Source organism: Pseudomonas sp. Mb7 (assembly GCF_054790525.1).
This window is the reverse complement of sequence record NZ_CP186501.1, coordinates 6282553-6306426: the sequence shown is the minus strand read 5'-3', so window position 1 is coordinate 6306426 and position 23874 is coordinate 6282553. Positions and strand designations below refer to the sequence as shown.

Here is a 23874-nt window from a genome sequence, read left to right as displayed (position 1 = left end):
CGAACTGATGCGCAAACCTGCAAGGATAGAAAGACATGCCCGTTAAATCGCCCCCCAGAGGCAACAATTCCGGCAATCCCCCGGTTCGCCAAAACGCTGTGCCAGACGTGGACACCCCGCGCCTCGACCTGCCACCGCGCACAGATTTAGAGGTCTCGATACCCGGTGGGCAAACACCACGACCGGGCCGCTTACCAACGCCAGCCGATATCGACGCGATCGAGCCGGCTCCGAGCATCACCATTCATCGACCCGCGTTGCCGATTGAAAATCCGCGTGCGGCTAGCCAGTCCCTGGAACACTACTGGGTGCCTACGGCGAGCGGTTTGTCGGATCGCAACGCTGACGGCTTGAGAACGCACAAGGGCCGCCAATATGCCGATGTACCCGGCGGCATCGTGCTGCTCGGCAAAGATGCGCAAACAGGACTGTATCGGGCCAGGCTGCCCAGCGAATCCAGTCCCTCGGGGCCCGTGTTGCTGCGTGACTCCAGAGCGGGACTCTGGCATGAGCTGGAACACTTCGAGCCGATCGGTGTGCCATTGTCGAGCAGCCGCCTGGAAGCTTTCCGCACGCCACTGGATTTCAGCGGCATTCAAAGGGGCAGCGATGGCCTTCACCGGCTCAACGGTAAACTCTATGCGGTGATCGACAACCACAGTTATCAGGTTCTGCACGACACCGATGCCTCGACCCCGTCGACAGCGGTGATGCGTATCGTCCGTGCGCAAGATCCGGTGGCCAGCGACAGCACCAATACCTACATTGCTACACGCCCCGGGCGCTCGGAGCCGATCATTTACGATGCTCGCGAAGGCTGGCTGGGAACGGCGGTCGGGGGTGCCGGCGGCATGTTCCGCAGCGAGCCAGGCAGCCCCGCGCATCCTGGCCTGCTGCAACGGTTTGCCAGCGCGATCAATCATTTGCGCACGCCAGAGTCCCGCGCTCGAAAGCTCTTCCCGGCCCTCGACAGCGATGAGATCACCCGGCTTCTGCATTCGCACGGAGATGACGTCCGCGGCTATCTGTCCCAACGCGAGGCCAGTTACAGGGCGCTCAAGGCGGATCTCGCGTCCTGGATCAGGAAGACATCCTCGCAGGCCCCCAACGAAGCTGCACATCCCGCGGTGGAGCGTGCTGTCGAAGAAATAAAACGTTGCTGGAAGCGGCAGACGGGAACGACGCTGAAACTTGATTTGGGAGAGGCAATCCTTGCGCCGCTGACGGCTGATTTCAGCCATGTAAGAACTCTGGAGCTGAAAGCGGTCGCCTGGTCGGACACCGCCGATACCTTCCTTGGCAGTTTTCCCAACCTTGAGAAACTGTCGGTGACTCACTCCACCCTGGATAAGTTGCCGTCCGATATCGCGCCGATGACCGTTCTCAAGGCTCTGGAGCTGAGCTCGAACCGAATCCAGCTCAATGAGCAGGCAGCAGTAAAACTGGGCGCACTCAAGCAGCTTGAACACCTCGACCTGTCGAGCAACCCGCTTGGCAGAGTCCCGGACTTTCGCGGCATGTCGCAACTTCGGTCATTGAACCTGAGCAACACCGTACTGGATCACTGGCCCAGCGGTTTACGCGATCAGGTGGCACTGGACGTGGTCGACTTGCGCCATAACCAACTGCGCGAAATTCCACAGCCGATCCTTGACCCGTCAAACAATGAACTACTGGCGATCGCCCGTATCAACTCGGTCACCCTGATTGAAGGCAACCCCTTCCCGGCCGGTTACTGGCGAACGCTTGAGGTTTATTGGCGCCGCGTAGTGACCGACTATCCGGCGATGCGCACGGGCTCCCGCGCAGACGCGTTCAGACTGGATGGCGATATTCCCGAAGTGGCGATGGTGCGGCGTATGTATCCAGACAAGAATCCGCAAGCCGCCAGGGAATATTTGCTCGCCCTGGGTGATGGCGCCGAAGAGCAGATCGCGCGACGCATTGCCGGTTTCGAGTTACTGGAAACGCAACTGCAGGCCTACATCGCCGACAGCCAACCCGGCCCGGCCCAAGCCATGGGCCCGGAAAGAGTCAACGCTACCCGTCTGGCAAGAATCATCAGAGGCTGCTGGCTGGGCGAATCGGACGGCGTACTGAAACTGCCACCGCTGTACGGTCCATTACCCCTGCTAACCGTGGATTTCAGTCACATCAAATCCCTCAGTCTCGACTCGGTAACCTGGTCGGACACCGCCAATACGCTTCTGTCCAATTGCCCCAATCTGGAAAGCCTGACCATCGTTAACTCCGGCATCGATAAACTGCCGCAAAAAATCACCGAGATGGACAAACTCAACTATCTGGATCTGAGTTCAAACCAGATAAAACTGGATGAGCAAAGCGCTTTGGCACTCGGTGCATTGCACCAGTTGAAACAGATCGATCTGTCCAACAATCAACTGCGGGCAGTGCCCGACTTCAGCGCCATGTCCGGGTTGCAGGCATTGAACCTGAAAAACACGGGCCTCAGTCAGTGGCCTGCCGGGCTGCTCGACAAAACCGCTTTGAACCACCTGGACCTGCGCGACAATCGCTTGAGCGAGGTTCCCCAGGCCAATTTCAACCCGACACCCGAGACGCTGGCTGTCGTCGCGCGGATCAACAATGTCACGCGCCTTGAAGGCAACGACTTCCCCTCCGTGTACTGGCGAAAATTCGACGGCTACTGGCGACGCCTTAAAGAGTCTCACCCCGAGCTGATGGAGCCGGCCCATCCCGCCGTATTCGATAGCGAAGACTCCAGGGCGCAGCGTTATCGAAACCTGTTCCCGAGCAAAACCATCAAGGAGTGCAGGGAGTTCATCTGGAATCATGACAAAGGCACCGTGGCACCACGCTTGCTCGCGCTGGAACAAGAATTCGATCTTCTGAAAACCCAGCTCGACGACTGGGTCTTTTCCGGGGGCGGCAACCGCCTGCGTTACGTGCGTGCCAATCAGCTGCAAATCAACGCCACCACCCGTAATGACCGCACTGCAGCGCGGGATCGGATCATCAGTTGCTGGCGCCGCGAGACGGCGCAAAAACATGCTTTCGACGGCACACCGATCGGTCTGGAACTGGACTTGAGCGGCCTGACCTTGCCGACCCTGCCGGATCTGAGCATCGACTTCAGCCATGTGGGTTCACTCAGATTGAGCGGCATGAACCTGACGGAGTCACCGGAAGGCTTCCTCACCCGTTTTCGTCATGTGCGCTGGCTGGACATGTCGAACAATCGCCTCAGGGACTTGCCCCCGGCAGTAGGAGAAATGCACGGGATGACGCGCCTGTTCCTGCAGCACAACCAACTTGAACTCAATGCAGAAACGGCGCGGATACTGGCCGGACGCACAACGCTCAGAGCACTCTGGATCGACAACAATCCCCAACTCGGTGTGATGCCAGATTTCAGCCTGATCACCGATATGCGCGAGGTCACCCTGGCGAACACCGGCATCACGCAGTGGCCAACCGGGCTGTTTGATCAACCCCTGCTGACCCGGATCGATCTGAGCAACAATCAGATCACCACGATTCCTGACTTTGTCACTGCTCCGCCCCCGGAGCGCTTAGCGCATTCGGTCCAGGTGAACAGTGGCACGTTACTGACGAATAATCCGATTACCGATGAGACGCGGATACAAATGGGCGTTTATCGCAGACAACTGGACGAAGCCCAAACCGGGCTTCACAACAGATTCAACCTGTTCACAACGTCATTCCCCTTGGCACAACGCCCCATTGCAAGGGCAGCCGCAGACCCCGCTCCGATCTGGACCAGTGGACTACCCGCTGATCAAGCGATCGCCAGAAACACTCAATGGCGCACGTTGCGCGAGCAGCAAGGCTCAGACGGCTTCTTCAACATCCTCGCGAGCCGTGCGCACCATGCCGACTTCCGGCGCCAGGTCTGGGACGTGATCGATGTCATCAGCCAGGACAATCCACAGTCGCGAACCTTGCGTCGAGAACTGTTCGATCGCGCGTGCGAAGCCGGCTGCACTGACCTTGCCGCAGCCACCTTCACCGATCTGCAGGTCCTGGCCATGACTCACAAGGCGCGCATACAGGCCAGGCTCGATATGAATGGCGCCCCCTTGGTGGCGCTGTCCAAAGGATTGTTCCGGCTCAAACAGGTCGACGACATCGCAGCGGCAGAGATCGCTTCAAGCAGGGCGATCATTGACGATCCGGCAACCTCCCGGGAGCTGCGAAACAGCCACAACCTGCGCATACGCGATCCCCATGAAATGACCATGGCCTACCGCTTTGGTCTCAGGGATCGGCTGCAATTGCCGTTTCAGCCACAGGCACTCACGTTTATCGGCATGGCCGGCGTTACCCCGGCAATGCTGGATGCGGCGTATCGCAAAATTTCGACGCTGAATGGCTCGCCTGAAGAGTTTCAGGCGTTGGTGTCGATGAATTTCTGGCAGGACTTCATCATTCACAAATACCAGGCGCAATTCGATGCGAGTCGCCAGCCGTTTCAGGATCGGCAGGAAATTCTCGACAGCCAGTCATCACAAAGACTGCTGAGCGAAGCTCAATACAAATCGCAAACCGATGATGTGACGGCGCAGTTGGCGATCGTCGAAGCGACATTGATCCAAACGCTGACGCGGCAGGAATTGCAGCCTCGAACAACAATCGAGGCGGCTTCTGCCAACGTCACGCCCGCGCAGGAAACCCCGGTCGCGACTGGCGCGACGTTGTAATCGATACAGCGTCGCAGCAGGCCGATGAACTTCGGCCTGCTGTCACTCGTCGTCGTCGAAGTTGTAACTGCCCGGCGCGAGGTTTTCGAAGCGCGTGTATTTGCCGATAAAGGCCAGGCGGATAAAACCGATCGGGCCGTTACGCTGCTTGCCGATGATGATTTCGGCGATGCCTTTGTGTTCGGTTTCCGGGTGATAGACCTCGTCGCGGTACACGAACATGATCACGTCGGCGTCCTGCTCGATCGCTCCGGATTCGCGCAAGTCGGAGTTCACCGGGCGCTTGTTGGGACGCTGTTCGAGGGAGCGGTTGAGCTGCGACAGCGCCACCACCGGGCAGTTGAATTCCTTGGCCAGCGCTTTCAGGGATCGCGAGATTTCGGAAATTTCGTTGGTGCGGTTGTCACCGCTGGAACCGGGGATCTGCATCAGTTGCAGGTAGTCGATCATGATCAGGCCGACATCACCGTGTTCACGCACCAGACGTCGGGTCCGCGCACGCATTTCCGACGGACTGATGCCGGCAGTGTCATCGATGAACAGCTTGCGGTCGTTGAGCAGGTTGACCGCCGAAGTCAGGCGCGGCCAGTCATCGTCTTCCAATTGGCCGGAACGCACTTTGGTCTGGTCGATGCGCCCAAGCGAGGAGAGCATACGCATGATCAGCGATTCGCCTGGCATCTCGAGGGAGTACACCAGAACCGCCTTCTCGCTGCGCAACACGGCGTTTTCCACCAGGTTCATCGCGAAGGTGGTTTTACCCATCGACGGACGGCCGGCGACGATGATCAAGTCGGACGGTTGCAGGCCACTGGTCTTCTCGTCGAGGTCGGTGTAGCCGGTGGACAGGCCTGTGATGGCGTTGTCGGTGTTGAACAGGGTGTCGATGCGATCAATGGCCTTGGTCAGCAAGTCATTCACACCTACCGGGCCGCCGGTTTTTGGCCGGGCCTCGGCAATCTGGAAGATCTGGCGTTCGGCTTCGTCGAGAATCTCGGCGGCGGTGCGGCCTTCGGGGTTGAAGGCGCTGTCGGCGATTTCGGTGCTGATGCCGATCAACTGGCGCAACGTCGCTCGCTCACGAACGATCTGCGCATAGGCCTTGATGTTGGCGACGGACGGCGTGTTTTTCGCCAGTTCACCGAGGTAACCGAGGCCACCGACCTGCGAGGTCTGGCCTTCCTTGTCCAGTTGTTCAGACAGGGTCACCACGTCGATCGGCATGTTCTGATCGGCCAGCTTGGCGATCGCACGGAAAATCAGACGGTGGTCATGTCGATAGAAATCGCCGTCGGAGACTTGATCGAGCACGCGTTCCCAGGCGTTGTTGTCCAGCATCAGACCACCGAGTACAGCCTGTTCGGCCTCGATGGAATGCGGCGGCACCTTCAGGGCAGCGGTTTGCAGATCGTATTGCTCGGGAGCGGAGATATCGTTCATGGCCACTTGTGTAATTTGGAAAAACAGGGAGTTCAGAAAGACAAAGGGCACGACCTGTAAACAGGATCGTGCCCGATGTTAACCGTCTGACGGACAAGCCGCCAGCCGATCAGGTGTTACTTAAGCTGCTACCACGACAACGCGTACGGTGGCTTCAACTTCGGCGTGCAGGTGCACAGCCACGTCGAATTCACCCACGTTGCGGATGGTGCCGTTCGGCAGACGAACTTCGCTTTTCGCAACTTCAACGCCGGAGGCGGTCAGTGCGTCAGCGATGTCGTGAGTACCGATCGAACCGAACAGCTTGCCTTCGTCGCCAGCGGTGGCAGTGATGGTCACTTCCAGCTCGGCCAGTTGGGCAGCACGGCTTTCAGCCGATGCTTTACGGTCTGCGGCAGCTTTTTCCAGCTCAGCACGACGCTCTTCAAACGCAGCCAGGTTGGCAGCAGTTGCAGCGGTAGCTTTGCCGAAAGGCAGCAGGTAGTTACGGCCGTAACCGGCCTTAACGTTTACTTTGTCGCCCAGGTTGCCCAGGTTGGCGATTTTTTCCAGAAGGATCAGTTGCATGTGGAAATCCTCTTAACTTTTAACCTTCACCGTTCGCGTTATCGGTGTCTTTCGACACGTGACGACCGCGAAAATCAATCAGGCTGTCGACAATGGCCAGGACCACGAGCAACGGATAGATCAGCTGCATGAACAACAGCAGCGTAACGTACAACCCCACCAGCCAGAAACCGGCCAGTCGCTTCTGCCCGACCAGCCCGTGAATCAGGGCGAGTCCGGCGAACACCAGCGGTACACTGCACAACGGCGTCAACATGGCCATCTGTGCACCGAGATTCGGGCCCAGAAGCATCAACGCCAGCAGCAACATCGCCGGCCCCAGCGGGATCCGGATGGCGCGAAACTCGCGACCAAAACCACCCGGGTTGTACAACAACGCCTGCCAATGCCGCCCGACAATCAGGCTCAGCACGCTGACGATCTGCAACAGCGCCGCAATCAGTCCGGTCAGGACCGGTGCAATCAGGGACGCGAAACGCGCTTGCTCATCGACCGACAATTGCTTGTAGGTTTCACCAAGAAGCGCCGGCATGACCTTTATCAAGGCCTGCGCGAGCATCTCGATCTGGGCCGCAAACGCTGCCCCGAGCACCACCGAAAACACCACTCCAATCACTACGCTGACCAGCAGCGTGCGGACCCAGGATTCACTTGCGCGCAAAACCAACGCAAGCCCCGAAGACCCCAGCAGCACCAGAAGTGCCCGTGGGTCATCGGCATACAGCCACCAGATCAACGCCGGCAGCAGCCCCAGAGACAGAACACCCAGGGCGTCCGTCAGTCCGCGCCGCAGCAGCACAAGGCTCCCCGCGGCAGCACCCAACCAATACAACAACGGCAATGTTGCACATCCGGCCACCACGAGAGTGGCCTGCATACGGCCTCGCATGATGAACTCAGCTAAGGCACGCATGCATTCAATCCTTTGCTACTTGTCGACTGCCCGGTCTCAGCGGCCGTGGCTGTCGGTGTAGGCCAGCAGGGCCAGGAAGCGGGCGCGCTTGATAGCGGTGGCCAGCTGACGCTGATAACGAGCTTTGGTACCGGTGATGCGGCTTGGAACGATTTTGCCGGTCTCGGATACGTAGGCTTTCAGAGTGTTGAGATCTTTGTAATCGATCTCTTTCACGTCTTCAGCGGTGAAGCGGCAGAATTTACGACGACGGAAGAAACGTGCCATTTGATAGGCTCCTTAATAAGGTCCGTGGATTACTCGTCAGCGTTATCGCTGTTGTCGCTGTCATCACTATCGGTGCCTTCGGCGCCTTCGTGCTCAGGACGGTCGCGACGCTCACGGCGCTCACTGCGGTTTTCTTCAGCCTTGAGCATCTCGGACTGGCCGGTAACGGCTTCGTCGCGACGGATGACCAGGTTACGGATCACTGCATCGTTGTAGCGGAAGTTGTCTTCCAGCTCGGCCAGGGCCTTGCCAGTGCACTCAACGTTCAGCATCACGTAGTGAGCCTTGTGAACATTGTTGATTGCGTAGGCCAGTTGACGACGGCCCCAATCTTCCAGACGGTGGATTTTGCCGCCGTCTTCTTCGATCAGCTTGGTGTAACGCTCAACCATGCCGCCGACTTGCTCGCTTTGATCCGGGTGGACCAAAAAGATGATTTCGTAATGACGCATGAATGCTCCTTACGGGTTGTAGCCTGCCGCTCAAAAACGGTCAGACAAGGAGTGAATGACACTTATGGACTTGCTGGCGCGGGGCACATGCGTGCCTGCCGTCACAGCAAGGGGCGCAATTGTAGAGAAGGGACAGAAGAGGTGCAAGGCAATTGGTGATTATTTGAACAATCACCGATCTTCGCCTTCCCACAAAACAATGTAGGAGTGAGCCTGCTCGCGATGATGGGGCAACATTCAACTTTGATGCTGAATGTTGCACCGCTATCGCGAGCAGGCTCACTCCTACAAGGGATTTGCAGCAGATCAGGATTTCTTGGCAGTAGCCTTGGCTTTTGCACCGCGCTGACGCTGCGCTTCGAACAGGCACACGCCCGTCGCAACCGAGACGTTGAGGCTGCTGACGCTACCGGCCATCGGCAGCTTCACCAGATAGTCGCAGTGCTCGCGGGTCAGGCGACGCATGCCTTTGCCTTCAGCGCCCATGATCAGAATGGTCGGGCCAGTCAGGTCCTGGTCATAAATGCTGACCTCAGCCTCCCCCGCAGTACCGACAATCCACAGACCGCGCTGCTGAAGTTTTTCCAGGGTGCGAGCGAGGTTGGTCACGGCAACCAATGGAATCACTTCCGCCGCGCCGCAAGCGACTTTACGCACGACCGGCGTCAGGGTCGCCGACTTGTCTTTCGGCACGATCACCGCGAGCGCACCGGCCGCATCCGCCGAACGCAGGCAAGCACCAAGGTTGTGCGGATCGGTCACGCCGTCGAGCACCAGTAACAGCGGCGCGCCTTCAGTGCGATCGAGCAGCTCGTCGAGCATGGCTTCGCCCCAGACCTGGCTCGGGCTTACTTCCGCGACCACACCCTGGTGCACGCCTTCAACCCAGGCGTCCATTTCGCGACGCTCGGCCTGGCCAACCTGAACACGGTTTTCGTTGGCCAGCTCAACCAGGGTCTGCACGCGCGGATCGTTGCGGCTTTCCGCCAGCCAGATCTGCTTGACGCGTTTCGGGTGGTGACGCAGCAACGCTTCTACCGCGTGAACGCCGTAGATTTTTTCCAACTGACTCATGACTTCGCCTTCGGTTTACGTGCCCCGCCACTTTTGGCTGGAGCGGAGCCCGCTTTTGGCGGCCCCTTACGGTGTTTGCTCGGTTTCGCTGGCTTGCCGCCGGAGGCCTTTTCAGGCGCCGACCGTCCGGTCTTTCCCCCGGACGCCGCTTTACCACCGTTTTTAGCGTCGGAAAGCAGAGCCTTCTTCATTTCACGGCTTTTGCGCAGCTCGGCGTTTTTCGCCACGGCGTCGCTTGGGCGATAGGCTTCTGCCGCTTTTTCCTTGGCCGGACGACGGCTGGCGGATTTAGCCGGAGCCTTTTCTTCCGAAGCCTTGGCAGCAGGCGCAGCGGTTTCAGCACCACGCTTTTTGCGACCGATCGGCGCGCTGATGGTTTTTTCAGCCATCTCGAAGTCAATCTTGCGCTCGTCGAGGTCAACGCGCATCACGCGCACTTCAACGGTATCGCCAAGACGGAAGCTGCGACCGGTGCGCTCGCCCGCCAGGCGGTGATGCACAGGATCGAAGTGGTAGTAATCGCCCGGCAGCGCCGTGACGTGGACCAGACCTTCGACGTAGATATCGGTCAGCTCAACGAACAGGCCAAAACCGGTGACCGCTGTGATCACACCCGGGAACGACTCGCCCACGCGGTCTTTCATGAACTCGCACTTGAGCCAGTTCACCACATCGCGGGTGGCTTCATCGGCACGGCGCTCGCTCATCGAGCACTGCTCGCCGAGCTGCTCCAGCGCCGCCTCGTCGTACGGATAGATGCGCGCCTTCGGAATGGTCATCGCCCCGGCACGGCGAACGTGCGGAGTGTCCTGTTTCGAATGGATCACGCTGCGGATCGCGCGGTGCGTCAGCAGGTCCGGGTAACGACGGATCGGCGAAGTGAAGTGGGTATAGGCTTCATAATTCAGGCCGAAGTGGCCCTGATTATCAGCGCTGTACACCGCCTGACTCAGCGAGCGCAGCATCACGGTCTGGATCAGGTGGAAATCCGGACGATCCTTGATGCTTGCCAGCAACGCCTGATAATCCTTCGGCGACGGACCGTCCTTGCCTTTGTGCAGGGACAGGCCGAGTTCGCCAAGGAAGGCACGGAGTTTTTCCAGACGCTCCGGTGGCGGACCATCGTGGACGCGGTACAGCGCAGGAATTTCGTGCTTCTTGAGGAATTCGGCGGTGGCCACGTTGGCCGCCAGCATGCATTCCTCGATCAGCTTGTGCGCGTCGTTACGGGTGGTCGGACGGATTTCGGCAATCTTGCGCTCGGTACCGAAGATGATTCGGGTTTCCTGCGTTTCGAAATCGATCGCGCCACGTACGTGACGAGCAGCCAGCAGCACCTTGTACAGCGCATAAAGCTGTTTGAGGTGCGGCAGAACGTCGTTGTACTCACCGCGAAGCTGACGCGCTTCGGTGATTTTCGGTTTTTCCAGCATCGCACTGACTTTGTTGTAGGTCAGACGCGCGTGGGAATGGATCACCGCTTCATAGAAGCAGTAGTCGGTCATTTCGCCGGACTTGGAGATGGTCATCTCGCAAACCATGGCCAGACGATCAACATGCGGATTCAGCGAGCACAGGCCGTTGGACAGCTGCTCAGGCAGCATTGGCACCACGCGCTCAGGGAAGTACACCGAGTTGCCGCGCACCTGTGCTTCGTTGTCCAGCGCCGAGCCGATCTTCACGTAGCTGGAAACGTCAGCAATCGCCACGTACAACTTCCAGCCGCCGGAGAACAGGCGCAGCTTGCCCGGCTTGGCTTCGCAATAAACAGCATCGTCGAAGTCGCGGGCGTCTTCGCCGTCAATGGTGACGAACGGCAAATGGCGCAGGTCGACGCGTTTCTCTTTGTCTTTTTCTTCGACTTCCGGCTTGAGCTTGGCCGCTTCTTTCAGAACGGCTTCGGGCCAGACGTGCGGAATGTCGTAGGTGCGCAGGGCGACATCGATTTCCATGCCCGGCGCCATATAGTTGCCGACCACTTCAACCACGTCGCCTTGCGGCTGGAAGCGCGGCGTCGGCCAGTGGGTGATTTTCACCTCGACGAACTGACCGATCTGCGCGTTGGCGTTGCGGCCCGGGGTGACCAGCACTTCCTGCTGGATCTTCGGGTTGTCCGCGACGACGAAGCCGATGCCGCCCTCTTCGAAGTAGCGGCCGACGATGGTTTCGTGAGCACGGGAGACCACTTCAACGATCACGCCTTCACGGCGACCGCGACGGTCGAGACCGGACACACGCGCCAGCGCACGGTCGCCATCGAACACCAGACGCATTTGCGCGGGGCTCATGAACAGGTCGTCGCTGCCGTCATCCGGCACCAGGAAGCCAAAACCGTCACGGTGACCGCTGATGCGGCCGAGGATCAGGTCGAGCTTGTCGACCGGCGCGTAAGTGCCACGGCGGGTGTAGATCAGTTGGGCGTCGCGCTCCATGGCGCGAAGGCGGCGGCGCAGGGCTTCGATCTGGTCTTCTGTGGTCAGACCAAACTCTTCGACCAGTTGCTCGCGGGCAGCAGGCGAACCCCGATCGGCGAGGTGCGCCAGGATCAGTTCGCGGCTAGGAATAGGGTTTTCATATTTTTCCGCTTCACGAGCGGCCTCGGGATCGAGGGACTGCCAATCGGCCATTAGAGAGTTTTCACCTTGTCTATATGCGGGTTAGTTTGGCATAGGCGCCATGAAACGGGAAATTTCCGACTATATAAGGCCCTTATGAGGGTCTGTATCGTCGCTTGAAAGCCGTTTTGAACACCGCCGGTAAAAAAAATCATATTTTTTGCTGACAGGGGTTTACAGTTAAAAAGACGCTCCGTATAGTGCGCGCCATCGACGACGCACAAGCGTTAACGATACTGCCCAGATGGTGAAATTGGTAGACACGCCAGCTTCAGGTGCTGGTGACCTTACGGTCGTGGAAGTTCGAGTCTTCTTCTGGGCACCAATTTCGAGTTTGAGACTAGATCAGTTTCAAGGCTCACACAAAACCCGCGAAAGCGGGTTTTTTGCATTCTAAGCCCGGCTTTTCTTAAAACTGATTTATTAAAATTAAATCAGGGGTTTACAGATCAAAACGCGCTCCGTATAGTGCGCCACATCAACAGCGGCAACGCTAGCGATGATTGCCCAGATGGTGAAATTGGTAGACACGCCAGCTTCAGGTGCTGGTGACCTTACGGTCGTGGAAGTTCGAGTCTTCTTCTGGGCACCAATTCAAATTCAAGGTTACGACCTTGGATTTCACAAAAACCCGCGAAAGCGGGTTTTTGCGTTTCTGGCTTCCCGAAACCCCATCACCATCGCACCTATCAAAACGCCAGTCCCACCGCAAGGCGCACTTGAGAAACAATATCGTTTATCATTGTTGCAAGTTTTTGCAATGCGACAGTGAGGAACCCCGCGAATGACGTTTCGAAATACCCTGCGCCGAGGCCTGACCTTCACCCTCCTCGGCCTGGCGCTCGCCACTCCCCTCACCCAGGCTGCCGATGCGGTTTCCCTGACTCTCTATAACGGCCAGCACAAGGAAGTCGGCGACGCGATCGCCAAAGCCTTCGAAGCCAAGACCGGCATTCACGTCAACGTGCGCAAAGGCAGCAGCAATCAGCTCGCCAGCCAGATCATCGAAGAAGGCGACCGCTCCCCTGCCGACGTGATCTACACCGAAGAATCGCCACCGTTGAACAATCTCGGCGAACTGGGCTTGCTGGCCAAAACCGATGACGCCACTCTGGCCGTACTACCAGAAAAATATGTCGCCGGTAACGGCACCTGGATCGGCGTGACAGCGCGGGTTCGCGTGGTTGCCTACAACCCGAAACTGGTCGACGAAAAAGACCTGCCGAAATCGGTAATGGAATTCTCCGATCCGAAGTGGCAAGGCAAAGTCGGCTTCGTACCGACCAGCGGCGCGTTTCAGGAACAAGCCGTGGCCATCATCAAGATGCACGGTCGTGACGCCGCCGAAGAGTGGCTGACCGGCCTGCGCGCTTTCGGCAAGACCTACAGTAACAACATGGTTGCGCTCAAAGCCGTGGAAAACGGTGAAGTTGCCACCGTGCTGGTGAACAACTACTACTGGTTCGCCCTGCAGCGCGAGAAAGGCAAACTGGATTCGAAACTGCATTACTTCACCGGCGGCGACGTCGGTGGCTTGATCACCGTGTCCAGCGCTGCCGTGCTGAAATCCAGCAAACATCCAAAAGAAGCCCAGCAATTCCTCGCCTATATGGCCAGCGAAGAAGGTCAGCGCGTGATCACTCAGACCACCGCCGAGTATCCGCTGCATAAAGGCATGGAATCGGATCGCGGGCTCAAGCCGTTCAGCGAACTAGAAGCGCCAAACGTCAGTCCTGCCGATCTGGGCAATGCCGAAGAAGCGTTGGAACTGGAACGTGAAGTTGGCTTGAACTGATGACCGCATCGTTATCCGCCCCCGCCGCGCGCGGGGGTTACGTACCAAAGCGCAAGCGGCCATCAATCTGGCTGGTGCTGCCGGTGTTGTTACTGGTAGTGATGAGCCTGTTGCCGCTGGCCTATGTCGGGCTCAAGGCCTGGCAGGCCGGCTGGGCCGAGGCGTTGCACTTGTTGTGGCGCCCGTATGTGTTCGGCCTGTTGCGCAACACGTTGGCGTTGATGGTTGGCGTAACCCTCACCTGCGGCGTGATTGGTCTGTCGCTGGCCTGGCTGCTGGAACGCAGCAATTTGCCAGGGCGTCGCCTATGGGGCGTGATCCTGTGCCTGCCGTTCGCGGTGCCGGCGTTTGTCAGCAGCTTCACCTGGGTTTCGCTGAGCGCGCAGTTCGAAGGGCTTGGCGGGGCGATTCTGGTGATGAGCCTGTCCAAGTATCCGCTTATCTTCCTGCCGGTGGCGGCAACTCTGCGCAATCTCGATCCCTCCCTTGAAGAGTCGGCACGCACCCTTGGGCAGAATCGCTGGGGCGTATTTTTCCGCGTGACCCTGCCGCTGCTCTGGCCTTCGCTATTGGCCGGCTCGCTATTGATTGCCTTGCACATGCTGGTGGAGTTCGGCGCACTGTCGATCATCGGCCTGCAAACCTTCACCACGGCGATCTATCAGCAATTCGAACTGGAGTTCAGTAACGCCAACGCGGCGATGCTTTCCGCCGTGCTGCTGGCGCTGTGTCTGGTGTTGTTGTGGCTGGAGCTGCGCGTACGCGGCAAAGGCCGGCATGTGCGCACCGGACAAGGTGCCGCGCGCCAAGCTGAACAGGTTCGGCTAGGATCATGGGCCACGGTCGGTCAGCTGTATTGCCTGATGCTGGCAATTGTCGGCAGCGGGATTCCGTTGGGGATGTTGGCGTATTGGCTGGCGGTCGGTTCATCCGCAGCATTCCCGGTGGCAGCGATCACTGAAGCCCTGCTTTCTTCTCTGGCACTTTCTCTTGGCGGAGCTGCGCTGTGTCTAGTGCTGGCCGTGCCGGTCGGCTTGTTGGTGGTGCGTTACAAAGGCCAACTGGCAATCTGGGCCGAGCGCTTGCCGTATCTGCTGCATGCGCTGCCGGGCCTGGTGATTGCGCTGACGCTGGTGTATTTCGCCCTGCACTACGTGCCGGCGCTGTACCAGACTTCGGGGTTGCTGCTGATCGCTTATGCGCTGCTGTTTCTGCCATTGGCGCAGGCGCCGATTCGCACGGCACTGAACAAGGCGGCACCGCAACTGGAAGAGGCTGCGCGCACACTGGGCGCTTCGTCGTTCACGGCGTTTTGTCGGGTGACGCTGCCGATTATCTTCCCGGCATTGGGCGCAGCGTTTGCGCTGGTGTTTCTGGATGCGATGAAGGAATTGACGGCGACGTTGCTGCTGAGTCCGACCGGACTGAACACTTTGGCGACCGAGGTCTGGGCGCATACTGCGAATGTCGAGTTTGCGGCGGCGGCGCCTTATGCGGCGTTGTTGATTTTGGTGTCGGGGCTGCCGGTTTATTTACTGACGACCCGGATGTATCTGAGCCGCTGATAGCGCTTTCGCGAGCAGGCTCGCTCCCACATGTTGACCGAGCTCCATCAGAGGAACGCGATCTAATGTGGGAGCGAGCCTGCTCGCGAAGAGGCCCGCCCAGACAACCTCAAGCTCTGAACTGCCCCAGACTCGCCTTGAGCTGCGCTGCCAAACCATCCAGCACCTTGCCACTCGCGGTGGTCTCCACCACCGCCTGCGCCGCTTTCTCGGCTTGCGCATGAATTGTCTCGACGCGGCCACGTACAGCCTGCGCTCCCTGCGCCTGATGCGCAGCCGCCTGCGTTGCCAAGCCAATCGCCGCATGCACCTGCTCGACCGAGACCTGTACCGACTGCTGCAAGCGCGCACTGTCACGCAGCACCAGTAAACCTTCGCTGGCCTGACGCCCGGCCTGGCCGATCGCCTCGACCGCCTCACGCGCGCCCTGCTGCAACGCGACGATGTGCGCCTGAATATCGCCGGTAGAGCTTTGTGTCTTGCTCGCCAACGCACGCACTTCGTCGGCAACAACGGCAAACCCACGCCCGGTCTCGCCAGCACGTGCCGCTTCAATCGCCGCGTTGAGCGCCAGCAGATTGGTCTGCTCGGCAATCCCGTGAATCACCGTCAGCACCACCTCAATCTGCTCACTCTGCTGAGCCAGCCGCTCGATGACTTTCGCTCCGGTATCGACCTGCCCCGCCAGCGCCTCGATCAGGCTGCCGACCTTGGCGGACGTCCGGGTGTTTTCGTCGGTGGCCTGGCGAATATCCACAACCTGCTTCAAAGCCGCTTGCATCGCATGGCTTTCCGACTGCGCCTCATCAGCCATTTGCGACAGTGCGCGCAGGCTTTCCGCTACCTCATCACGCTGCATGCCGGCAGCCGCATCGGCACCGGCATTGCGCAGGGTCATCGCGCCAATCTCGACGCCAGTACGCTGCGCGACATCGCCCGCTTCGCGCACGATTGGCTGCAACTTATCCACAAAGCGGTTGACCGCCGAGGCCATGTCGCCGATTTCGTCTTTGCTGTTGATCTGTACACGCTTGGTCAGGTCGCCCTCGCCCGCAGCCAGGTCATCCATCGCAGCGTTGAGCATCTTCAGGCGATTGACCACGCGATGGCCGAGCACGACGGCCAATAACAGAAGCACGCCAAAACCGACCAACGCCAGGCCCATGCCGATCCTCCAGCGCAGGGTAGCTGCCGCCTCTTGAACAGTATTGGCGGTGTTGGCTTTCATCTCGACGGCGGTTGACTGCGCCGATTGCAGGCGCGCCTGCATGGCTTTGGCACTGTCCGCTGCAGCGCCCTTGAGGCTGTCGCCGACCAGTTGATCACTGCTCGCGATCAACGCCGAGAAGCGCTTGTCCAGTGCCGCCAGATCGGTTTCCACCGAGGCCGTGGAAACACCCATCAACACCTTGCCGATTTCCACACCATTGGGATTGATCGAGGCTTCAAGGTAGTAAACCGATGAATCGTTTTTCGCCGCATCCAGCACTTTATCCAATGCACGCTCGCCCTGGCCCTTTTCCAGCAAGGCCTTGTTGATCGGGTTTTCGCGATTGAGATAGCGGGTCAGGTGCTGGCCGGTGGCGTCGTCGTAGACCACGAATAGAACGTTGGGATTGCGCTGGGCACGGCGGGCGAACTCGGACAGGGTCGGTACGTCGCTGTCCCACATGGCACGCGGGGCTACGGAGGCCAGTAACTGCGCCATGTCATTGGCCGAATCTTTCAGATCCTTTTCCAGCGTCGCACGCAGTTGCGCCTGCTCTTCTTTCAGGCGCGAGGACAGGCCGGCGGTAAGCCGCTGACGAGTACTGGCGGACAAGGCATCGAGGCTCGAGGTGACTTCACGCCCGGCCTGCTCCAGTTCACCGGAGAGCTTCTGGCTGTCGGCGCCGAGGCGCACCGCCAAGTCAGCTTCCAGCGCCGTGACGGTGCTCCGCGTCAGGGCAACGGCCACCAACACCTGCACCAAAAGGGCGATACCAAGGGTAACGAACACGGGGCGCAACAAACGGCTTTGTAACAGTGAGAGAACGGCCGACACTGTGAATACCTCTACTTCTGACGCCATTAATTTGATGGCACTCTTGTAGACAGATTCACAGCAAAGGTCATGCCGTCCAACAGGCATAAACGACAAAGGCCCCGAAGAAGGGGCCTTTGTGTTTTTACATCAACGACTTATCAAGCAAACGGATGACGCAGAACGATGGTTTCGTTGCGGTCCGGGCCCGTCGAAATAATGTCGATCGGCGCGCCGATCAGCTCTTCAACGCGTTTGATGTAGGCGCGAGCGTTAGCCGGCAGCTCTTCCAGGGTTTTTGCACCCACGGTCGATTCGGTCCAGCCCGGCACTTCTTCGTACACAGGCTGCAGGCCTACGTAGCTGTCAGCGTCGGTCGGAGCAACGGCGTTGCCTTCGGCGTCTTTGTAGCCAACGCAGATGTTGATGGTTTCCAGACCGTCGAGTACGTCCAGCTTGGTCAGGCAGATGCCCGAAATGCTGTTCACATCGATAGCGCGACGCAGGATAACGGCGTCGAACCAGCCACAACGACGGGCACGGCCGGTGGTCGCACCGAACTCGTGACCTTGTTTAGCCAGATGCGCGCCGACGTCGTCGAACAGCTCAGTCGGGAATGGACCCGAACCGACGCGAGTGGTGTAAGCCTTGGTGATGCCCAGGATGTAGTCGAGGAACATCGGGCCAACGCCGGAACCGGTCGCTACGCCACCGGCAGTGGTGTTGGAACTGGTCACGTACGGGTAGGTACCGTGGTCGATGTCGAGCAACGAACCCTGAGCGCCTTCGAACATGATGTCTTTGCCGGCGCGACGCAGGTCGTGCAGCTCAGCGGTGACGTCGAGCATCAGCGGCTTGAGCAGCTCAGCGTACTCCTTGCACTCGGCCAGGGTTTTCTCGAACTCGATGGCCGGCTCTTTGTAGTAACCGACCAGCATGAAGTTGTGGTAATCCACCAGTTCACGCAGCTTGTCTTCGAAGCGCGGCATGTTCAGCAGGTCGCCAACACGCAGGCCACGACGAGCAACCTTGTCTTCGTAAGCCGGGCCGATGCCGCGACCGGTAGTACCGATCTTCAGCTCGCCACGGGCCTTTTCACGGGCCTGGTCCAGCGCCACGTGGAAGGACAGGATCAGCGGGCAGGACGGGCTGATACGCAGACGCTCACGCACCGGTACGCCTTTCTCTTCCAGCTTGGTGATCTCGCGCAGCAGGGCGTCAGGTGCAACCACCACGCCGTTGCCGATCAGGCACTGCACGCCTTCGCGCAGCACGCCCGACGGGATCAGGTGCAGGACGGTTTTCTCGCCGTCGATCACCAGTGTGTGGCCAGCGTTGTGGCCACCTTGGTAGCGCACTACGGCTGCAGCATGTTCGGTCAGCAGATCAACGATCTTGCCTTTGCCCTCATCACCCCATTGGGTGCCCAGGACTACGACATTCTTACCCATAACACTTGTCCTCATTCGCGCAAACTTGGTGCCGGCGATGGCCGGCAGGAAAACTCAAGAAGCCAGTGGCGATACTTGCCAAAGCCCGTTCTGCTGAATCAATTGCCGGTCGCAGTCCGCATCACGGGCGGCGGCCAAAGGTTGCCCAGGCAAAGCCTGAACGACACGCTGACCCTCACTGCGCAACTGGCAAACCTGCTGCCAGAGTGCCGCATCCGTACTGTCAGGCATCCAGATACCGCCAGACGGTAGCTCGATCTCAGCACGCCCCAGGGTCACCAGGGTTTTCAAATCGGTGGAAAAACCAGTCGCCGGACGCGCGCGACCAAAATCCGCGCCGATGTCGTCGTAGCGACCGCCCTGAGCGATGGACTGGCCAACGCCCGGAACGAACACCGCGAACACCACACCGGTGTGGTAGTGGTAGCCACGTAGCTCGCCCAGGTCGAAGTACAACGGCAGGTCCGGGAAACGCGCCGATAGGCGCTCGGCGATTGCCAGCAAATCTTCGAGTGCTGCCAAAACCGGCGCCGGCGCATTGGCCAGTCGTTCGCGGGCAGCGCTCAACACTTCACGCCCGCCACACAGGTCGACCAGCGCCCGCAGCATGCCGGACAAGTCGGCCGGCAAGCCTTCGGTCAAGGTAATGACCTCGTCGATGGCCTTGCGTTGCAGCGCATCGAACAACTGCTGTTCGACTTCACCGGACAGACCGGCGGCACGCGCCAGACCACGGTAGATGCCAACATGACCAAGGTCCATGTGCACATCCGGCACATCGGCCAGTTGCAGCATGGCCAGCATCAGGCTGATCACTTCAACGTCGCTGCTCGGGCTGGCGTCGCCGTACAGCTCGGCGCCCAACTGGATCGGGCTGCGCGAGGACGACAATGCACGCGGCTGAGCATGCAGCACGCTGCCGGCGTAGCACAGACGGCTCGGACCTTCGCGACGCAGGGTGTGCGCATCGATACGCGCCACTTGCGGCGTGATGTCGGCACGGAAACCCATCTGCCGGCCCGATTGCGGGTCAATGACCTTGAAGGTACGCAGATCCAGGTCCTGGCCCGCGCCGGTCAGCAGGGATTCCAGGTACTCGATATGGGGAGTCACGACAAACTCGTAACCCCAGCTCTGGAACAGATCCAACACCTGACGACGCGCGACTTCAATGCGCGCCGCTTCCGGTGGCAGTACTTCTTCGATGCCATCTGGCAGCAGCCAGCGGTCTACCGTTGCCATTACGCCATTCCCCTTTGATCCGGGCGGCCAGCCTGCGGGCGAGCCTTGAGTGAAGCAGAAAATGAACGAACCGTTCAAAACGCACGCGCATGAACGACGCGGCGAAAGGCCTGTTAGCGGCTTCGCCCATCACTTTCCTCGAAATACTCTCGGGCCATTCAACCCGATGCCTGCAACAAAAAACAGCAATCAAACGTGCAGACGCAAAAAAGCCGGGAATTTCCCGGCTGCCGCATCATACACACGTTTTCCCAAAGGATCACCCCGCCCGAGGTTTTAGCCGCCGGGCGGAATGATTCAGGTCAACGGCGTATCAAGGCTTGGCCTTTTCCAGGTAGTGGAAAAAGTCGCTGCTTGGGTCAAGGACCAATACGTCGGATTTGTTCGCGAAGCTTTCACGGTAGGCGCGCAGGCTACGATAGAAACTGTAGAACTCCTGATCCTGACCGTAGGCCTTGGAGTAGATCGCAGCGGCCTGGGCATCACCATCACCGCGAACCTCTTCGGATTCACGATAGGCTTCAGCCAGCAGCACGCGGCGTTGACGATCGGCGTCGGCACGGATGCCTTCCGCTAGCTCGTTACCCTTGGCGCGGTGCTCGCGAGCTTCACGCTCGCGCTCGGTGCTCATACGCTCGAACACACTGCGGTTCACTTCTTTCGGCAGGTCGATGGTCTTGACCCGGACATCGACAACTTCGATACCCAGCTCCTTTTCCGCCATTTTGTTCAGCGATGCGGTGATGTCAGCCATCAACGCGTCACGCTCACCCGACACTACTTCGTGCAGAGTGCGCTTACCGAACTGGTCACGCAGACCGGATTCAAGACGACGGGAAAGACGCTCGTCGGCGATTTGCTTGAGGCCGGAAGTTGCGGTGTAGAAGCGCTCGGCATCTTTCACGCGCCACTTGGCGTAGGCATCGACCATCACGGCTTTCTTTTCCAGGGTCAGGAAACGCTGTGTCGGTGCATCCAGCGTCATCAGACGTGCGTCGAATTTACGCACCTGGTTAACGTAAGGCACTTTCACATGCAGGCCTGGCTGAACATCGGCCTGAACCACGCGGCCGAATTGCAGCAGCACCGCACGCTCGGTCTGAGCGACGATGTAGAAGCAGTTCCAGCCCACCAGTACCACAACAACGCCAACGATCAGGGCGATCAGCGATTTATTGCTCATCAGCGGGTCTCCCTTGTGCGCGACTGCGGCAGGTCAGTGACATGCGGCGTGACGTCCGTGTTGTTGCTGGCGGCAGCCGAACCGGTGACCGGTGCATTGCTGCCCGAACTGTTCTGAATCATTTTGTCCAACGGCAGGTAAAGCAGATTGCTCTGGCCGTTCTTGTTGCCGGTCACGAGTACCTTGCTGGTATTGCTGAAGACTTCCTGCATGGTGTCCAGGTACAGACGCTGGCGGGTAACCTCAGGTGCCTTGCGGTACTCGGCGACCAGCTTGGTAAAGCGATCGGCTTCACCCTTGGCGCGCGAGACCGTTTCGTCACGGTAACCGTTGGCATCCTCGAGGATGCGCTGGGCCTGACCACGGGCTTCCGGCACGACGCCGTTGGCGTAGGTTTCAGCCTGGTTGCGCGAACGCTGCTCGTCTTCACGGGCGCGGATCACGTCATCGAAGGCTTCCTGCACTTCACGCGGTGCCGCTGCGCTCTGTACGTTGACCTGAGTGACGGTGATACCGGTGCGATAGGTATCGAGGAAGCGTTGCAGACGCTCCTTGATTTCGCTGGCCATCAATTCACGACCTTCGGTCAGCACCTGGTCCATGGCGGTGGAACCCACCACGTGGCGCAGGGCACTGTCAGTCGCATGCTGCAGACTGATTTCCGGCTGATCGACGTTCAGCACGAAGTCCTGCAGGTTGCTGATCTTGTACTGCACGGTCAGCGGCACTTCGACGATGTTCTCGTCTTCGGTCAGCATCTGGCCTTGCTTGGTGTACGCACGCTCACGCGTGACGTTTTCCATGTACTTTTTATCGATCGGCGGGAAGTAGATATTCAGGCCCGGGCCAACAGTCTCGTAGTACTTGCCGAAGCGCAGCACCACGGCTTGCTCCTGCTCGTCCACCACGTAGACCGCGCTGTACAGCCAGACAGCCGCCAGCACGACGAGGCCGATGCCGAGCAGACCGCCGAAGCCGCCACCGCTCCTGCCCGAACCACCGCCGTCATCACCACCGCGTTTCTTACCACCACCGAACAACCCGTTCAGGCTTTCCTGCAGCTTTCGGAAGGCCTCGTCGAGATCCGGTGGCCCCTTGCGGTCGCCGTTATTGCGGCGTTTGCCACCCCAAGGATCCTGATTATTCGAGTTGCCACCCGGCTCATTCCAAGCCATAGCGCTCTCCATCTGATAAAGCAAAGACGCACCCACGGCGCGCCGACCAATGCTACAGAATGCCTGCCGTTACGGCACAACCGCTTCTTCAGGCTTTTATTGCAAAGTGTGTTGCTCGATGAATTCCATCGGCTGCAATCCTTCGCGGCTTACCAGTCGATTCAGCTCGACCCGGGGCAAACGAACGGCCAGCAGGCTGATGCCTTCTTCGTCATGCTCTTCTTTCTGCACCGCACCGAGTTCGAAAAACTGCGCACGCAGTCGGGCGAATCGTTGCGGCAAGCGCAATGTGCCGATGAACAAATCACTGCCGAGTAATTCGGCAATGGCTTGTTCAAGCAATTCCAGACCACTGCCATCACGTGCCGAAAGCCAGACCCGCTGGGGCTTGCCATTTTCGTCGCGCTGGATTTGTGGCTCAACGCCTTCAAGCAAATCGAGTTTGTTATAGACCTCGAGTATCGGCAAGTCCTGGGCACCAATCTCGCCCAGCACCACCATCACCTGCTCGATCTGCAACATGCGATCCGGCTCGGCCGCATCGATCACGTGCAACAACAGGTCGGAGTTGGCCGACTCTTCGAGGGTAGACCGAAATGCTTCGACCAGCTTGTGCGGCAGGTGACGAATGAAGCCTACCGTGTCCGCCAGAACAATCGGCCCCAAGTCGTCCAGATCCAGACGGCGCAGGGTCGGGTCCAGCGTGGCGAACAACTGGTCGGCCGCGTACACGTCGGATTTCGTCACATTGTTGAAGAGTGTCGATTTGCCGGCGTTGGTATACCCCACCAGAGACACGGTCGGAATATCGGCACGGGAACGGCCACGTCGCGACTGCTCGCGCTGGCTGCGCACCTTCTCCAACCGGCCCTTGATCTGGCGCAGGCGGACCCGCAGCAAACGCCGGTCGGTTTCCAGTTGGGTCTCACCTGGGCCGCGCATGCCGATGCCGCCACCCTGACGCTCAAGGTGAGTCCAGCCGCGAACCAGGCGCGTGCTCATGTGGTCAAGCTGGGCCAGTTCGACCTGGAGCTTGCCTTCATGGGTACGGGCGCGTTGGGCGAAAATATCGAGAATCAGACCGGTACGGTCGATCACGCGACACTCGAAAACTCGTTCGAGGTTACGTTCCTGACTGGGCGTGAGGATGTGATTGAAAATCACCAGATCGGCTTCTTCAGCCTTGACCAGGTCGCGCAGTTCCTCGACCTTGCCGCTGCCGATCAGAAATTTGGCGGTTGGCCGATGACGCGGTACGTTAAAAAACGCAACGGTCTCGGCGCCCGCCGAATTAGCCAATTCCTGAAACTCCTGCGGATCTTCGCGCGCCTCAGGGTCCTGCCCATCCAAGTGAACGAGGATCACTCGCTCACCACCACCGTGGCGCTCAAAGAACAAAGGAGACTCCT

At 59.3% G+C, this 23874-nt stretch carries 16 protein-coding genes and 2 tRNA genes; 5 read left to right on the top strand and 13 right to left on the bottom strand.

Annotated features, from left to right (window positions below; genetic code table 11):
• Positions 1–35 precede the first annotated feature (35 nt).
• Positions 36–4703, top strand: a complete 4668-nt coding sequence (locus ACOYXH_RS28485; RefSeq protein WP_460413252.1) for an NEL-type E3 ubiquitin ligase domain-containing protein — start codon at positions 36–38, stop codon at positions 4701–4703.
• A 42-nt stretch (positions 4704–4745) separates the two neighbouring features.
• Here ACOYXH_RS28485 and dnaB read toward each other — a convergent pair whose 3' ends face one another.
• The 7 genes from dnaB to rnr form a co-directional block, all read right to left on the bottom strand.
• Positions 4746–6143, bottom strand: a complete 1398-nt coding sequence (gene dnaB / locus ACOYXH_RS28480) for a replicative DNA helicase (RefSeq protein ID WP_007915846.1) — start codon at positions 6141–6143, stop codon at positions 4746–4748.
• Between the two features lie 120 nt (positions 6144–6263).
• A complete protein-coding gene (gene rplI, locus ACOYXH_RS28475; RefSeq protein ID WP_003186385.1) occupies positions 6264–6710 on the bottom strand; it encodes a 50S ribosomal protein L9 in 447 nt (148 codons plus the stop codon).
• A gap of 19 nt (positions 6711–6729) precedes the next feature.
• Positions 6730–7623, bottom strand: coding sequence for a hypothetical protein (locus ACOYXH_RS28470; protein ID WP_016983782.1), 894 nt, complete (start codon positions 7621–7623; stop codon positions 6730–6732).
• A 36-nt stretch (positions 7624–7659) separates the two neighbouring features.
• A complete protein-coding gene (gene rpsR, locus ACOYXH_RS28465) occupies positions 7660–7890 on the bottom strand; it encodes a 30S ribosomal protein S18 (protein ID WP_002551829.1) in 231 nt (76 codons plus the stop codon).
• Between the two features lie 29 nt (positions 7891–7919).
• A complete protein-coding gene (gene rpsF / locus ACOYXH_RS28460; protein ID WP_016771938.1) occupies positions 7920–8342 on the bottom strand; it encodes a 30S ribosomal protein S6 in 423 nt (140 codons plus the stop codon).
• A gap of 306 nt (positions 8343–8648) precedes the next feature.
• Entirely contained in the window at positions 8649–9416 is a 768-nt protein-coding gene (rlmB, locus tag ACOYXH_RS28455; protein WP_095047304.1) for a 23S rRNA (guanosine(2251)-2'-O)-methyltransferase RlmB, read from the bottom strand.
• Complete coding sequence (gene rnr / locus ACOYXH_RS28450; RefSeq protein WP_460410136.1) at positions 9413–12043, bottom strand: ribonuclease R; 2631 nt, start codon at positions 12041–12043, stop codon at positions 9413–9415. The genes rlmB and rnr overlap by 4 nt, the downstream gene beginning before the upstream one ends.
• A gap of 226 nt (positions 12044–12269) precedes the next feature.
• Between rnr and ACOYXH_RS28445 the strand changes: the two genes are divergently transcribed.
• The 4 genes from ACOYXH_RS28445 to ACOYXH_RS28430 all read left to right on the top strand — a co-directional run bounded on the left by ACOYXH_RS28445 (position 12270) and on the right by ACOYXH_RS28430 (position 15391).
• Positions 12270–12356: transfer RNA gene (locus ACOYXH_RS28445), tRNA-Leu, on the top strand.
• A gap of 180 nt (positions 12357–12536) precedes the next feature.
• Positions 12537–12623 (top strand) — tRNA-Leu (locus tag ACOYXH_RS28440).
• Positions 12624–12815: 192 nt separating this feature from the next.
• Positions 12816–13826 carry an extracellular solute-binding protein gene (locus ACOYXH_RS28435; RefSeq protein WP_460410135.1) on the top strand — a complete coding sequence of 337 codons (1011 nt, stop codon included), beginning with the start codon at positions 12816–12818 and terminating at the stop codon, positions 13824–13826.
• Positions 13826–15391 carry an ABC transporter permease gene (locus ACOYXH_RS28430; protein ID WP_220557490.1) on the top strand — a complete coding sequence of 522 codons (1566 nt, stop codon included), beginning with the start codon at positions 13826–13828 and terminating at the stop codon, positions 15389–15391. Before ACOYXH_RS28435 ends, ACOYXH_RS28430 begins: the two co-directional genes overlap by 1 nt.
• Before the next feature lie 109 nt (positions 15392–15500).
• On the opposite strand, the gene ACOYXH_RS28425 is transcribed toward ACOYXH_RS28430, so the two are convergent.
• The 6 genes from ACOYXH_RS28425 to hflX all read right to left on the bottom strand — a co-directional run bounded on the left by ACOYXH_RS28425 (position 15501) and on the right by hflX (position 23863).
• On the bottom strand, positions 15501–17435 hold the full coding sequence (locus ACOYXH_RS28425; RefSeq protein WP_095047412.1) for a methyl-accepting chemotaxis protein: 1935 nt from the start codon (positions 17433–17435) through the stop codon (positions 15501–15503).
• A gap of 140 nt (positions 17436–17575) precedes the next feature.
• Positions 17576–18865: an adenylosuccinate synthase gene (locus ACOYXH_RS28420; RefSeq protein WP_007915835.1), complete on the bottom strand. Its 1290-nt coding sequence runs from the start codon at positions 18863–18865 to the stop codon at positions 17576–17578.
• A gap of 54 nt (positions 18866–18919) precedes the next feature.
• Positions 18920–20107, bottom strand: a complete 1188-nt coding sequence (locus ACOYXH_RS28415) for an ATP phosphoribosyltransferase regulatory subunit (protein WP_038360371.1) — start codon at positions 20105–20107, stop codon at positions 18920–18922.
• A gap of 313 nt (positions 20108–20420) precedes the next feature.
• Complete coding sequence (hflC, locus tag ACOYXH_RS28410) at positions 20421–21290, bottom strand: protease modulator HflC (RefSeq protein ID WP_007915830.1); 870 nt, start codon at positions 21288–21290, stop codon at positions 20421–20423.
• On the bottom strand, positions 21290–22465 hold the full coding sequence (gene hflK / locus ACOYXH_RS28405; RefSeq protein WP_016984785.1) for an FtsH protease activity modulator HflK: 1176 nt from the start codon (positions 22463–22465) through the stop codon (positions 21290–21292). The genes hflC and hflK overlap by 1 nt, the downstream gene beginning before the upstream one ends.
• Before the next feature lie 96 nt (positions 22466–22561).
• Positions 22562–23863 (bottom strand): ribosome rescue GTPase HflX, encoded by a 1302-nt coding sequence (gene hflX, locus ACOYXH_RS28400; RefSeq protein ID WP_093430181.1) that lies wholly within the window; start codon positions 23861–23863, stop codon positions 22562–22564.
• Between the last annotated feature and the right edge of the window lie 11 nt (positions 23864–23874).

What these genes read in the sequence shown, in the direction of transcription:
- ACOYXH_RS28485 (WP_460413252.1), top strand. Translation starts at nt 36, where the DNA reads ATGCCCGTTAAATCGCCCCCCAGAGGCAACAATTCCGGCAATCCCCCG.
- dnaB (WP_007915846.1), bottom strand. Translation starts at nt 6,143, where the DNA reads ATGAACGATATCTCCGCTCCCGAGCAATACGATCTGCAAACCGCTGCC.
- rplI (WP_003186385.1), bottom strand. Translation starts at nt 6,710, where the DNA reads ATGCAACTGATCCTTCTGGAAAAAATCGCCAACCTGGGCAACCTGGGC.
- ACOYXH_RS28470 (WP_016983782.1), bottom strand. Translation starts at nt 7,623, where the DNA reads ATGCGTGCCTTAGCTGAGTTCATCATGCGAGGCCGTATGCAGGCCACT.
- rpsR (WP_002551829.1), bottom strand. Translation starts at nt 7,890, where the DNA reads ATGGCACGTTTCTTCCGTCGTCGTAAATTCTGCCGCTTCACCGCTGAA.
- rpsF (WP_016771938.1), bottom strand. Translation starts at nt 8,342, where the DNA reads ATGCGTCATTACGAAATCATCTTTTTGGTCCACCCGGATCAAAGCGAG.
- rlmB (WP_095047304.1), bottom strand. Translation starts at nt 9,416, where the DNA reads ATGAGTCAGTTGGAAAAAATCTACGGCGTTCACGCGGTAGAAGCGTTG.
- rnr (WP_460410136.1), bottom strand. Translation starts at nt 12,043, where the DNA reads ATGGCCGATTGGCAGTCCCTCGATCCCGAGGCCGCTCGTGAAGCGGAA.
- ACOYXH_RS28435 (WP_460410135.1), top strand. Translation starts at nt 12,816, where the DNA reads ATGACGTTTCGAAATACCCTGCGCCGAGGCCTGACCTTCACCCTCCTC.
- ACOYXH_RS28430 (WP_220557490.1), top strand. Translation starts at nt 13,826, where the DNA reads ATGACCGCATCGTTATCCGCCCCCGCCGCGCGCGGGGGTTACGTACCA.
- ACOYXH_RS28420 (WP_007915835.1), bottom strand. Translation starts at nt 18,865, where the DNA reads ATGGGTAAGAATGTCGTAGTCCTGGGCACCCAATGGGGTGATGAGGGC.
- ACOYXH_RS28415 (WP_038360371.1), bottom strand. Translation starts at nt 20,107, where the DNA reads ATGGCAACGGTAGACCGCTGGCTGCTGCCAGATGGCATCGAAGAAGTA.
- hflC (WP_007915830.1), bottom strand. Translation starts at nt 21,290, where the DNA reads ATGAGCAATAAATCGCTGATCGCCCTGATCGTTGGCGTTGTTGTGGTA.
- hflK (WP_016984785.1), bottom strand. Translation starts at nt 22,465, where the DNA reads ATGGCTTGGAATGAGCCGGGTGGCAACTCGAATAATCAGGATCCTTGG.